The organism is Prosthecobacter sp. (assembly GCF_044378005.1).
In the GTDB taxonomy this organism is placed as follows: domain Bacteria; phylum Verrucomicrobiota; class Verrucomicrobiia; order Verrucomicrobiales; family Verrucomicrobiaceae; genus Prosthecobacter.
Genome location: NZ_JBILYB010000159.1, coordinates 1 through 13,636, shown reverse-complemented (window position 1 = coordinate 13,636; position 13,636 = coordinate 1). Strand labels below are relative to the sequence as shown.

Annotated in this window: 11 protein-coding genes and 1 pseudogene; 11 read left to right on the top strand and 1 reads right to left on the bottom strand. The window is 60.9% G+C overall.

Annotated elements, in window-relative coordinates:
* Positions 1-251, top strand: a 251-nt coding sequence (locus AC6FTP_RS22115) for a glycoside hydrolase family 99-like domain-containing protein (protein ID WP_497209083.1), incomplete at its 5' end; no start/stop codon positions are given.
* Positions 248-1,663, top strand: a complete 1,416-nt coding sequence (locus tag AC6FTP_RS22110; RefSeq protein WP_497209082.1) for a hypothetical protein — start codon at positions 248-250, stop codon at positions 1,661-1,663. The genes AC6FTP_RS22115 and AC6FTP_RS22110, both read left to right, overlap by 4 nt.
* Here AC6FTP_RS22110 and AC6FTP_RS22105 read toward each other — a convergent pair.
* Positions 1,647-1,874: a hypothetical protein gene (locus AC6FTP_RS22105; protein WP_497209081.1), complete on the bottom strand. Its 228-nt coding sequence runs from the start codon at positions 1,872-1,874 to the stop codon at positions 1,647-1,649. The two genes, AC6FTP_RS22110 and AC6FTP_RS22105, sit on opposite strands and share 17 nt — an antisense overlap.
* A gap of 464 nt (positions 1,875-2,338) precedes the next feature.
* On the opposite strand from AC6FTP_RS22105, the gene AC6FTP_RS22100 reads away from it, so the two are divergent.
* The 9 genes and pseudogenes from AC6FTP_RS22100 to AC6FTP_RS22060 form a co-directional block, all read left to right on the top strand.
* Entirely contained in the window at positions 2,339-3,091 is a 753-nt protein-coding gene (locus AC6FTP_RS22100) for a hypothetical protein (RefSeq protein WP_497209080.1), read from the top strand.
* A gap of 54 nt (positions 3,092-3,145) precedes the next feature.
* On the top strand, positions 3,146-5,095 hold the full coding sequence (locus tag AC6FTP_RS22095; RefSeq protein WP_497209079.1) for an SGNH/GDSL hydrolase family protein: 1,950 nt from the start codon (positions 3,146-3,148) through the stop codon (positions 5,093-5,095).
* Between the two features lie 9 nt (positions 5,096-5,104).
* Positions 5,105-5,914 (top strand): 3-keto-alpha-glucoside-1,2-lyase-like domain-containing protein, encoded by an 810-nt coding sequence (locus AC6FTP_RS22090; RefSeq protein ID WP_497209078.1) that lies wholly within the window; start codon positions 5,105-5,107, stop codon positions 5,912-5,914.
* Positions 5,915-5,931: 17 nt separating this feature from the next.
* Complete coding sequence (locus tag AC6FTP_RS22085) at positions 5,932-6,672, top strand: alpha/beta hydrolase (RefSeq protein ID WP_497209077.1); 741 nt, start codon at positions 5,932-5,934, stop codon at positions 6,670-6,672.
* A 111-nt stretch (positions 6,673-6,783) separates the two neighbouring features.
* Entirely contained in the window at positions 6,784-6,912 is a 129-nt protein-coding gene (locus AC6FTP_RS22080; protein WP_497209076.1) for a hypothetical protein, read from the top strand.
* Between the two features lie 163 nt (positions 6,913-7,075).
* Entirely contained in the window at positions 7,076-8,197 is a 1,122-nt protein-coding gene (locus tag AC6FTP_RS22075; RefSeq protein ID WP_497209075.1) for a hypothetical protein, read from the top strand.
* A gap of 9 nt (positions 8,198-8,206) precedes the next feature.
* A pseudogene (locus tag AC6FTP_RS22070) lies at positions 8,207-9,608 on the top strand (sulfatase-like hydrolase/transferase).
* A 22-nt stretch (positions 9,609-9,630) separates the two neighbouring features.
* A complete protein-coding gene (locus AC6FTP_RS22065; RefSeq protein ID WP_497209074.1) occupies positions 9,631-10,899 on the top strand; it encodes a leucine-rich repeat domain-containing protein in 1,269 nt (422 codons plus the stop codon).
* Between the two features lie 44 nt (positions 10,900-10,943).
* Positions 10,944-13,636, top strand: a 2,693-nt coding sequence (locus tag AC6FTP_RS22060; RefSeq protein WP_497209073.1) for a DUF1592 domain-containing protein, incomplete at its 3' end; no start/stop codon positions are given.

Below are 13,636 nucleotides of genomic sequence, written 5' to 3'. Positions count from 1 at the left end.
GCGGCTACCCCTTCGGGCCTGTCATCGTCAACAACACACCGGAGCGCTTTCGCAACGCCCTCCAGCGCGCGAAAGAACTCACCCTCAAGCACCCGCCCGGCGCCCGCATCATCACCCTCAATTCCTGGAACGAATGGGGAGAGGGCAGCTACCTGGAGCCGGACACCGTCCACGGCATGAAGTATCTTGAAGCGCTGCGCGAAGTTTTCGGCAGTTGTGTATCAACGCATGAATCTAAACCGACGCCATGAACCAGAACCTAGCCCTCATCACTACGCTGCTGCTGTTGCCGCAGACCTGCCTGCAAGCTGCAGATCCATTGCACATAGGGTCGCGCCGCGAGTTGTTTGTGGATCGGTTGCTCGTCGGTGAATTGAAAAACACGGCGCTAAAACTACACGAGCCGCAACTCGCCGCGCCCGTTTCGCCGCCGCGCCCGAATGGTCATTACGCGACCATGCTGAAAGCGGGCGAGAAGTTTCAGTTTTACTACCGCGGCGACAAGGATCCTAAGGTCACGTGGAAGACTCACGGCATCGAGGCGTATCACGCCGGCGAGGTGACACTCTACGCGGAGAGCAAGGACGCGATTCACTGGACGCTGCCGAAGCTAGGACTCTTCGCGCACCCGTCGTTTCCCGAGGGCAACATCGTGCTCATGGACGAGTTCCTCGTGAACCACAACTTCACGCCGTTTATTGACACGAAGCCCGGCGTCCCCGCTTCGGAGAAATACAAAGCGCTCGGCGGGGTCGCATTTCAGCCGCATCAGAGCGCCGTGCGCGACAAGCGCGGGGCCGGCGGGCTGAAGGCGTTCGTCTCGCACGACGGCGTGCATTGGAAAAGGCTGCGCGACGAGCCCGTCGTGCCCGAGGAGTGGGGCAAGTATTTCGATTCGCAGAACTACGCGTTCTGGAGCGAGAGCGAGCAGCGTTATGTGTGCTATTTCCGTCGCTTCATCAAAGGCTATCGCGGCATCGCGCGCACAACGTCGGAGGATTTCATTCACTGGACGCCTTTCGTCGAGATGCAGTCGAATCTCCCCGGTGAGCATCTCTACACGAGTTGCACGCAGCCGTATTTCCGTGCGCCACACCTCTACATGGCGCTGCCCACGCGCTTTATGGACAAGCGCGGCGCGGCGACGGACATCCTGCTCATGACCACGCGCGGCGGCGATCGCTACGACCGCGAGTTCACGCAGAGCTTCATCCGCCCCGGCATCGGCGCGGACGGTTGGGCGAACCGCGCGAACTATGCCGCCATCGGCATCCACCAGACGGGCGCTTCGGAAATGTCGATGTTCCTCACCGGCGGCCGCCGCTACACGCTGCGGCTTGACGGCTTCGCCTCCGTGAAAGCGCCACTCGTTGGCGGTGAGTTCATCACGAAGCCTTTCATTTTCTCCGGCAGCCAGCTTGAACTGAACTACTCCACGAGCGCTGCCGGCCAGATGAGGGCCGAACTTCAGAATGCCGAAGGAAAACCGCTGCCCGGCTTCATGTTGGACGACTGCGAGCCCATCTATGGCGACCACATCACGCGCCGCGTGAAGTGGAAAAACACGCCAGACCTCGCTGCCCACGCCGGCAAGTCCGTGCGGCTGCGCTTTGAAATGAGCGACGCCGATTTGTTCTCGATGCGATTCACAGATTCCCCATGAAGCCGATCCCACCGAGCACACCAACCTCGCCGCCGATCCAAAACACGCCGCCATCCTTGCCGAACTGCGTCAAAAGACCGCCGCGCAATCCATCGCCATCAACCAGCGCCGTGAGGTCTTCATGAAGTCCAACCCCGTGCAACCCCGCGCCGTTGGCACGAAAAGAACCAAGAAGGCGAAATAGAATCAACCCAGAGACTGCCGCGCCCATGACTCCAAGACTCCCCCAATCCAAACGCTTCACGCCTTTCAAAACCGCTTGGCAGGCTGTATGCCGAGGCGCTTGCAGGAACTCCGGGGAGCGGTGGGTTTGAGCAACGTCCTCCGCGCCGCGAGGTGCCACCCTCCAAGCCGAAGTTCCGAACTCCTAAAAACACCCTCTGACCGTCCAAAAGGTCCCTCTGGCCGAGATTCGCGAACCCATGACCGAGCAAGCCGACCTTCAAAGGTCCGACACCGAAGTGATGGAGTCCCAAAGATAGGCAGAAGAGCCGAGTGAAACGAGACAGACAGCCAAAGGCTGCCCAAAGGGAAGCGAAGCGCCTCAATGGGGGCAGAAGAATCAAGAAACCATTCTCTTGCCCCCATTCTGTTGCCTACCCGGCTCGCCCAAATCCTCGAGGGCAGTGCTCATGAACCAAGAACAAGGAACCAAGAACCAGGAACAAAAAGACCATGCCCTTCGACCCCAGCCTCCCCGCGCCGAACTCGCCCCTCGAATCTCAGGTGATCCGCGACCAGCTCCAGGCACTCTTTGTGCTCATCAACAACATCGCGTCCATCGCGGCGGCGCAGGTGGACAGCACGAACACCCTGCCGCCGAGCAGTCCGGCGAATGCCAATGTGACGGTGAGCGGTAACACGCTGCACTTCACCTTTGAAATCCCGCAGGGGCAGGAAGGCCCGATGGGCCAGCAGGGGCCGCCCTTTGCGCAAGCGGTGGTGGATAGCGTGAACACGCTGAACCCCGGTGATCCCGCAGCCGTGGGCGTGAGCTTTGATGGTTCCAACGTGCGCTTCTCCTTCAACATCCCGCGCGGCAATGACGGCAGCCAAGGCCAGCAAGGCAATGATGGCGGACAAGGACCGCCCGGCAACGACGGTGCCCAAGGCCCACCCTTTGCCCAAGCCGTGGTGGACGGCGTGACGACGCTCGATCCCGGCCAGCAGGCCACCGTGCAGACGAGCTTCGACGGCAGCAACGTGCGCTTTACCTTCGCCATCCCGCGCGGCAGCGATGGCACCAACGGCAGCGACGGCTCCCAAGGCCCACCCGGCGACATCAGCCAAGCCCAACTCGATAACGCCATCAGCGGCACGAGTGCGAACACCAACGGCGTGAGCACGCTGGACAATGCCTTTGCCGATCCCGACATGGAGGCCCTGCGCCAGAAGTTGAATGAAATGATCCTGAACGGGCGGAGGTAGATCGCAGACTTCGTGGGCGTTTAGATTTGTCTCCCAAGACGAATCATCTTTGCCATGCTAAAGCCCATCCTCACCCTGCTCACCGCTCTGCTACTGACCCCGCTCGGCTTGTTGCTCGCGGCGGACGCACCGAAACCGCCGGGGGCCGAAACGTTCGTCACCCCAAAGCGGGACCGCGCTGGTATGAACAGCGACGTCCCAATTGACAAGTCGCTGTCCAACGTGCTGATCCTCGGCGATTCCATTTCCATCGGCTACACCCGGCAAGTCCGCGAGGGCCTCAAAGGCAAGGCGAACGTGATCCGCCCCAATGCCAACTGCGGCGATACGCGCCATGGCCTGGCCCAAATCGAGACCTGGCTGGGCGACGGCAAGTGGCAGGTCATCCACTTCAACTGGGGCCTGCACGACCTCTGCTATCGCAACCCCGAACTCAAGACGCCGGGACAACGAGACAAAGTCAACGGCACGCTCTCCGTCCCGCTCCCGGAGTATGAGAAAAACCTGGAGACCCTCGTCGCAAGGCTCAAGCAGACCGGTGCCAAACTCATCTTCGCCAACACGACCCTCGTGCCCGAGGGCGAGGCGGGCCGCTTCCCCGGTGACGAGGTGAAATACAATGCCGCAGCGCAACGCGTCATGGAGAAACACGGCGTGCCCATCAACGACCTGCACGCCACGACCCAAGCCTTTCCCCCTGCCATGTTCGCCGGTCCCGGCAATGTCCATTTCTCGGCGCAGGGTTCCGCAAAGCTCGCCGAGCAAGTAGTCGCCCATGTGGCGGAGGCTCTGCCGATCCCGGCAAACGCCGCACCTGCCAAAACCGCCCTGTTCATTGGCGACGCTGTGGGCGCACAGTATGCCGAGACGCTGAGGGACTTGCTGAAGGCTCGCATCACCGTCCAGTTTCACGCCGCTCCCGCCGGCGGCAAAGCGGAGGTGGACGCATTCCTCGCGCAACTCCCGGCTTTGTTGGCGAAGCATGATCTCGTGCTCTATGCCGGCGTGTTGGAAGCGTCCCGGATGGATCCTGACACAGGCAAACCAGCGCTGAGCACGGCGCAGTTTCGACAGTTCCTCGACGGTCTCGGCAAGTCGGGGCAGGATCGGCAAACGAAGTGGATCTGGGCCACCTCCGTCCCCGTGCCCGTGCCTGAGGGCACTGCCGTGATTTCCGCCGCCCACATCGAGGCCAACAACCGCACCCTCACCGACAACGCTTACAAACGCCGCGCCATGCTGCTCGACCTCCACGAGTATGTCCGCATCCGCCGCGAGGACATGCAGCTCCCAGGCGATTTCCTCCTCACCGATGCGGGCGTCTCCCTGATCGCTTCCGTGGTCGCGAACAAGATGGAGGAAGTGTTGCTGGAGGGCAACGACCCCGATCTCCCGAACCTTCTCGTGCTCGGCGACTCCATCGTCGGGCAATACAGCACCTTCCTGCGCAGTGCCATGCTTCACAAAGCCAACGTCCGCACAGGGGCCACCGCCTTCGATCATCAGCCCGACTGGGCGGAGATCGTGCGCCTCCAGGTGACGGAAACGGAGCAGGAAATCGGGCGACTCTTTGACCTCATCCAGTTCAACTGGGGCCAGCACGCTCTGAAATGGATGCAGGGGAAAGAATACTCGAGGGAGCCCAAGGAAGGCTACACACGATGCATCCCGCTGGAGCGCTACGGCGCGGAACTGGAGAAGCTCGTCATGGAATTGAAGAAGACCGGACGGCCCCTAGTGTGGGCCACCACGACCCCTGCGAACAATGAGAGCAATCCTGACGACGCGGAGGCCTACAACACCGTCGCTCTGCAAGTCATGCACAAACACCAGATCCCGGTGAACGACCTCTATCGTTTCGTGAGAAACAGTCAGTTGCCCATGAACGGATGCCATTTTCCCCGCGAGGCTTCCGAGCGACTCGGCAATCAGGTGGCCGGGCAGCTTTTTGATGCCGTGGCCAAAGACCAGGCCGACCCATCACCTGCAAAACCATCCCGCTGAACCCGTGACATGAAACCCACCCTCACCGTTGCCTGCTTCCATTTGAAATCAGCTTGGCAGTCTGTCTTCCTTCGGTCGGCTCTCACCGTCCTGCTGATCGCGCCGTTGGCCTCACTGCACGCTGCTGATGCTCCGAAGTCCGTCCCTCCATCGTGGAGCGATGATTTCTCGGACGCGGCTGCCTTTGCCGTGAACTGGCAACCCTATGGATTTCTCGCTACCGGCATCGATGCCAAACATCCGCTCGGGAAGACCGTGAGTGGCAAGGACGCGCGTCCCGATTGGTGGCAGATCGTGGATGGGGCCTTACGCGGGCAGTGTTTCCCAGAGGAAAAGCATCCGCCCGGTCTGCGCCGTCCCGTATCCGGGAAAGACATCCGCGTGAGTTGTCGATTCAAGCTCGCACCCGAAGGGCAAATGGGCATCAGCCTCGGAGGGCCGAATCCAGTCGTGGAGAAAGACTTCAACGTCGCTGGGCTTCACATCCGTCCTGACCGAATCACCGCGTGGGATAACGATGTCCTGCACCCGAAAGGTTCTCCTGAGGCCGCCGAGCTGAAAAAGCAGGGCATCTGGAACCGCAAGTTCATTTATGCAAAGACAGAGAAGATCAGCATAGCGCCGAACATTTGGCACGATCTTACGCTTGAACTACAGGGCACAGAGCTGCGCGCCATCATCAATGGAAAACTCGTGCTCACCTACACCACGCTTTGCGGTGACGTGCCCAAACACGACATCGGTCTTCAGCCCGGTGGCAAAAGTGATGCCCCGCTATCAACCTGGTTTGATGACATCCGTGTCGCGCCGCTGCCGTAACGAAGTAAAAATTTTCAATGAAACCCACACTCCTCCTCACTGCCCTGCTGCTCACATTGATGCCCGTGCTGCACGCAGCCGACGCTCCGCCTAAGGAACAAAAGCCCGCACCCGAGTTCCGGAAATACGAGCTGCCCGTCGAGCCCGATGAAAATGTCGCGTATGGCCCGCATCGCATGCAGGTGATCTACTTCTGGCGGGCGAAGTCGGACCAGCCCACGCCTCTGCTCGTTTACATCCACGGCGGCGGCTGGCAGGGAGGTGATCGGTCGGTCGTGCGCAGCATGCTTCTTCCCGCTCTCGAAGCCGGCATCTCGGTGGTCTCCGTGGAATACCGCACCATCAAGGACGCCACCGCCGATGGACTCGTGCCGCCGGTGAAGGGGCCGATGCTCGATTGCGCCCGCGCCCTCCAGTTCTGCCGCAGCAAGGCCAAGGACTGGAACCTCGACAAAACCAAGGTCGCCCTCGCCGGTGGCTCCGCCGGTGCCTGCACGAGCCTTTGGCTGGCCTTTCACGATGATCTGGCCGATCCCAACAGCCCTGATCCCATCGCCCGCGAATCCACCCGCGTGCTTTGCGCCGCCGTTTCCGGTGCGCAGACCACGCTCGACCCGCACCAAATGCGCGAGTGGACGCCGAACAGCAGATACGGCTCCCACGCTTTCGGCATCGTGTGGGATGCGAAGAAGAAAATCGGCTCCTTCCAGATGTTCTACGACGCCCGCGAGCGCCTCCTGCCCTGGATCAAAGAATAATCCCCCTACGAACTCGTCACCCCCGGCGACCCGCCCGTCGGCCTCTTCTACAGCACCCCGCCCAACCTCGGCCACGACGAAAAAGACCCCACCCACACCGCGAACTTCGGCGTGAAGCTCAAAGAACACTGCGATGCCCACCAAGTCCCCTGCGATCTCGTCTATCCTGGCGCAGCGAATGTGAAGCACGCCACCGACAGCGACTACATCAAGGCTTACCTGCGGCCCGAACTGAAGTGATGCTCGCCACGCCACAAAACGTCCACAGCCTGAGAATGGGAACGTCTCCTCGCTGCCACCCTGTCACTGGACTTGCTCACGATATTGCTGCTCGTGCCGACGAAGTGAAAACAAGGCGCGTTATCCAACACCCCTAGTCACACCACAAATGAGCCAGCCAAACATGAAACACACCCTCACACTCCTCACCACCCTCCTTCTCGCACCGCTGGCCGCGCTGCACGCCACCGACATTGAACTCACCGAGACGGTCCAGCTTCCAGAATGCCATAGTGTCAATTGGGTGCGTGATTGGGTGAAAAATCATCCTGAGGTGGTCGGCGGAGGCTGGGAGCAATTGCACGATGCATCCAGGCCGACGGCGGTGAAGGCGGCTCCTCGGAGTTGGGTCTGGAACATCTCCGAGGCTCAATGGCGCGAGGCCGTGAAGCAAAAGGGCGAAGGCAAACGCGAGGAGGTGAAACTCCAGCTCTGGCTGCCCGCTGGCGTGGAGGTGATCAAAGGCGTCGTCGCCATCTCCGGCCACGGCAGCGGCGAGTCACTCTACCGCGACCCCGAACTGCGGAAAATTGCGAGCGAACTGCGCCTCGCGATCTTCAAATTCATTGGCAACCCGATGCAACGCGGCTTTTGGCCGAAGAGCTTGCTTTACCAGCATCTCAGAGAGTTTGGCGTGAAGACGAAGCACCCGGAGTTGGAACACGCGCCGTTGTTTCTCTACGGTCATTCCAGCGCCGTCGGTTTCTCCGCGCTGTTCGCCGCCGAGCAGAGTGATCGTGTCTGGGGATGGGTGGCCATGCGCGCGGGCTACACCTTTCAAATCTATCAACCTGGCGCGGCGAAGGCACCTGGGCTGATCATGTTCGGCGAGGAGGACAAATATTTCGCCAATGATCATCGGGCCGAAACTCTCGCCCTCGTGCCGATGATGCGAAAGCATCACAACGCAGCATGGAATCTCGTGGTTGAGCCAAAGACCGGTCACGGTCCCGGCGCGAAAACCTGGCCGCTGGTGTTTTCGTTTCTTCGCCACAGCTTCGCCGCACGCGTGCCGGCGGCTGCCGATGCGCGAAAGGGGCCGGTGAAGCTCAACACGCTCGCCACCGAGAGCGGCCATCTCGGCCAAAACTGGGATGCAGCCAAAGGCGGCTATCAGAATCTGTCCACCGCGCCGTTTGCCACATTCCCCGGCGACAAGGCGACAGCCTCATGGCTCATCAACGCCGCCTACGCCGCCGACTGGCAGGCGCTTCAGCGCGATGGCGAAGTCGGGAACTCGAACTGAAACAATCACATGAAACATCTCATCACACTCACCGCCCTGCTACTCGCGCCGCTCGCCGTTTTGTCAGCCGCCGATGCTCCGAAGCAAAAACCGAACATCATCGTCATCCTCGCTGATGACATGGGTTATGCCGACATCGGCGTTCACGGCTGCAAAGACATTACGACGCCGAACATTGACCGGCTTGCGAAGGGCGGGGTGCGCTTCACCGATGCGTATGCGAACGGTTCGTTCTGCACACCGACGCGCGCGGCGTTGATGAGTTGCCGGTATCAGCATCGCTACGGCATTGAGGACCTCGGCGGGCCGCTGCCAGCGCAGGCCCATACGTTGCCGCAGCGGCTCAAGGCGGCGGGCTACGTGACGGGCATGGTGGGCAAGTGGCACCTTGGCTCGACCGAAGGTTTCACGCCGGTGGATCGCGGCTTCGATCAGTTTTTCGGCTTCGTCGGAGGCGGGCACCAATACATCATCCAGCCGGGTGGAAAGGGCGAATACAACGCCCCCATTCTGCGCAATCGCGAATCGGTGAACGAGCAGCGTTACCTGACGGACGCCTTCGGCGAGGAGGCTGCCGCCTTCGTCGAGCGCCAGCGCGAATCGAAGAAGCCCTTCTTCCTCTACCTCGCCTTCAACGCCGTGCATACGCCGTTGCAAGCCATCGAAAAATACCGCGCGCTTCCCCGGCATCACCGATCCCAAACGCCAGACCTATGCCGCTATGCTCAGCGCGATGGATGATGCCATCGGCCTCGTGCTCACGAAGCTGGAGCAGACGGGCAAGCTCAACCAAACGCTCATCGTCTTCACGAACGACAACGGCGGCCCGACCACGCGCAACGCCGTCAACGGCTCGCGCAACACGCCCCTGCGCGGCTCGAAGTGCGAGACCTTCGAAGGCGGTATCCGCGTTCCCATGCTGATGCAGTGGCCCGGCTTCATCGCGCCCGGCACGACGTATGAAAAGCCCGCGATCAGTTTCGACATCAGCGCCACGGCGCTCGCCGCCGCAGGTGCCGACGCCTCTGCCATCGACGGCGTGGATTTGCTCCCGTTTGTCAAAGGCGACAAATCCGGCGCACCGCACGACATCCTGTTCTGGCGCAGCCGCACGATGAGCAACAACTACGGTGCGCGTCAGGGCGATTGGAAATACGTCCACAGCACCGAAGGCGACGCCGCGCCCGGCCCCAAACAAAAGCCCGCGCAAGACATGCTCTTCAACCTCGCCACCGACATCAGCGAGCAGCACGATCTTGCCACCGAACAGCCCGCAAAGCTCGCGCAACTGAAGAAGCTCTACGCGGCCTGGAGCAATGAAGTGGATGCCGACTGCCGAAAGCTCGGACTCGAACCAAAGTTCCCCAAGCCCGCCAAACCCGCCCCCGCCAAGAAGGCCACATCCAAGTAAGCTCACCATGAACCACAGAGCCATGTCATCCTCCCTACTCGCGCTGGTCGCCCTTGTGACCGGCCATGCCGCGACTGGTGCCGAGGCACCCAAGTCGGGAACTGAGCCAGCCGCGAAGCCGGTTGCCTCGCGCTATGCGGAACAGGCGAAGGGAGAAAACTCGGCGGAGATGCTTCGCATGTTGGAAGCGGGCAAAGTCGAAGGGCGACGCGACTCGCTGACTTTTTTCCGCTGGTCTGGCAACCCACCGAAGTTGTCGCACCTCGGCTTGTGGGGGCCGAAGGTCACGAATGAAATCTTCGCGCTCATCTCGACGATGCCGGACGTGTCGTTCGTGAGCGTGTATGAGACGGCCATCGACGACGATGGCGTGCAGGCACTGACCAAGCTGCCCAATCTTCGCTATCTCTCCATCACGCCGATCATCCGCTATGAGAAAGCGGGCTTTGGCGCACCGCAGTGGTCTTACCCATTTATAAAGCCTGTTGCGGGGCGATCACGCGTCACGGGCAAAGGACTGCGCACGATCGCTTCGATTGCGAGTTTGGAAGGCTTGGATTTGCTCGATTCGCAGTTGTCATCCGGCGACCTCGCCTCGCTCGCGTCTTTGCCGAAGCTCGGCAGCTTGAGCCTGCCTAACGTGCTTGATGATGAAGCCGTGAAGCACCTCCAGGCATGCCGTCGGCTGAGTTCGCTGACGCTCGGCCACCGCGAGATCACGGCTGGTGAGTTGCAGCGTCTGGCGGCGTGGAAATCCTTACGCAAACTGACTCTCACCCACGCCCGGCTTTCCGATGCAGCATTGAAAGCTTTGTCGAATCTCGAAACGGTCCAAAGCATCGAGTTTCTCGACTGCGGCCTGACCGATGAGCATCTGCAACACCTGCACGGCTCCCCGAAACTCACGGAGCTCTCTTTTCAGCGCAACGAAATCAACGGCCCCGGCCTCACGCATCTGGCCAGGCTCAATCTCACCACGTTGGACTTGGGATTTAACAATATCCGCGACCAGACGCTCGAGCATCTCCTGCCGCTGACCAGCCTTGAGAATCTGTGGCTGGAATACTGCACTGGAGTCACCGACCAGGGCATCCGCAGCGGCACGCTCCAAAAGATGACCCATTTGAAGCAGCTTCGGCTGCGCGGCATGAAGAAGGTCACGGACGCAACCTTCGACGACCTGATCAAATTCGGTCACCTCGGGAACCTCTCGATTCGGGAAACCAGTATTAGTTGGGAGAGTGTGGACCGAATGAAACTAGCCATGCCGAAGACCGTTGTCTTTAAGTAAGTTTTCCGAGCGTCCGTCACGTGAACTCTTCCGCCATGCACCCAATGCTCCGTTCCCTTCTACTAACCGCCGCAGTTCTTCTTTCGCCGCTCACCATTGCCACCGCCGAGGAAGCTACGCGTGCCGTCATGCAGGAGAAGCACCGCGCTTTGTTCAAAGAGCATTGCGTCTCCTGCCACGGCGCTGAGAAGCAGAAGGGCAAGGTCCGTGTGGATGATTTGCCTTTCACCATCACCAGCATCGAAACGGCGGAGCGCTGGCAGAAGGTGCTCAACCAAATGAACTCGGGCGAGATGCCGCCGGAGGATGAAAAGCAGGTGCCGAATGCGGCGAAGACGGACTTTCTGGACGATCTCTCCAACGTGATGGTCGCCGCGCGGCGCAGTCTGGGGGATCAAAACGGTGTCATCACGATGCGACGGTTGAACCGGCGCGAATACAAGAACACGCTGCGTGAACTGCTCGGTGTGGACATCAATGTGGCCGAGCTTCCGGGCGACACGGGCACAGGCGGCTTTGACACGTTTGGCTCGAACCTCTTCATGTCGGCCAACCAGTTCGAGCAGTATCAGTCGCTCGGCCTTCAGGCCCTCGACGAGGCCTTCACGCGCTTCGCGGCCACCGATGAGGTGCTGAAGCTGCACATCGAGGCCGAGGAGAACAACACGCGCATCCGCAAGAACTACGAGGAGAATCTCGCCGCGCTCGAACGCGCGACAAAATGGGCCGCCGAGGTCGAAAAAGCCGCCGCGAGGCCGGAGAACGCCGCCGTGGTGGCCGAACTGCGAAAAGCGGCGAAGAACAACGACATGTTCCTCCGCGAGTGGGCCAAGATCCAAGGCGCGCCCGCGCCAGAGAGCTTTGGTTTCAAAACGGTGGAGAACAACGCTGACAAGGCGACCCGCGCGCTCGGCTACGGCACGAAAATGGGCACGGGCTTCACGCGACCGTATCATGAGCGTTACCTGAAACAGCCGAAACTCGACACCGGCGCGTATTTGACCGTCAGCGTGGGTGACTTGGGCAACGACAATTTTTCCTGGCTGATTCCCTACAAGTGGCCGGTCGGTGATTACGTGGTCCGGGTGCGTCTGGGCCACACGCCGGAGTCCGCACCGGAGCAGCGCTACATCGAGTTCGGCACCAATCCGCGCAACGGCAAGCCGCTGAGCACCCATGCGGTAAATGGCACGCTGGAGAAGCCGGAGGTGATTGAAATGCCACTAACGCTCACCAGGGATCATTTGGAGCGCAACGACCGTACCATTTTCCTCCGCGAAAAAGGAACCAACGACGACTACCTGCGCACGCGGGAGATTTTTAACGCTGGCAAGGCGAAGAATGGCATCGGTCCGGAGATGGCTATCTGGGTGGACTGGATCGAGATCGAGCGCAAAACGGCGAACAAGAAGCCGCAAGTGCCTGAGACGGTGAAGTTTGGTATCGGGGACAATCGCCAGGTCGGCAGCACGACAGCGAAAGGTGTGAGTAAAGTGCGTTTCGAGTGCGAAACGGCCAATGAGAAGGTCAGCAAGTATGTGAAGGAGCAGATCGACGCCCGTGCGCGTGCCAATGCCTGGGTGAAGGCCGTGGATGAAGCCGCCGCAAAGCCGGAGAATATCCAGGCTGCCACGGAACTCCGAAAAACAGCCAAGCACCCGAACAACTTCCGACGCGAGTGGGCCAGATTCAAAGGCGCACCCTCACCCGAGAACTTTGGTTTCAAAACCACCGAGAACAACGCGGACAAGGCCAACTCCGCGCTCGGCGAGAACTGGCAGAAGTATCACGAATACTACCTCAGCCGACCTGCGCTGGATCGCGGTGCCTATCTCGGCACGCCGACGATGCATCCGGCGGTGATGGCGCTGGGCTTTTTGCAGCTTCCGGTGCCGGGCGAGTGGACGAGTGGAAACTACATCTTCCGCGTGCGCATTGCCGCCGCGAAGGAGGCGCGGCCGGATCAGAAGTTCCTCGAAATGGGCATGCATCCGCGCAACGGCATGGTGCGCGCGACTTTTGAAATCACCGGGACGATGGAGAAGCCGCAGATCGTCGAGATGCCCTTCACGCTCACGAGCGCGATCACCGACAGTGGCGACCGCACGCTCTTCATCCGCGAAAAGGGCGCGTGGGACAATAACGAGGAAGGCGGACGCAAACGCAGCGAGGCGGTGAAGCGCAACGGCATCGGCCCCGAGGCTGTGTTGTGGATTGATTACATGGAAATCGAGCGCGTGAGCGATCCCGCTACGAGTTCCCCTGCTCTGGCCGCGCTCGGCATTCCGCTAGGCGACACGGGCACCGTGACGACTGCGGAGGTGCGTCCGGCCATCGAGCGCTTCTGCGCCGCCGCCTTCCGTGGCATGGAGCCGCCCGCGAGCTTCGTGGACAAGCTCGCTGCGATTTACGACACGAAACGCAAAGACGGGGCGAAGCACAGCGCGGCGCTGAAGGAAACACTCTCCGTCGTGCTCGCCTCGCCGATGTATCTCTATCTCGCCGAGCCAGCGCAGGAGGGAAAACGCCACGCTCTCACCGGTATCGAACTGGCGAACCGGCTCTCCTATTTCCTGTGGAGCGGACCGCCGGATGCGACGCTGCTCGCGCTCGGCAAGAGCGGCGAATTGCTCAAGGCCGACGTCCTGACAGCGCAAACCAAGAGGCTGCTCGAAGACGAGCGCTCGCAAGATTTTGTGCATGGTTTTGTGCACCAGTGGCTGGGCATGGACCGCAT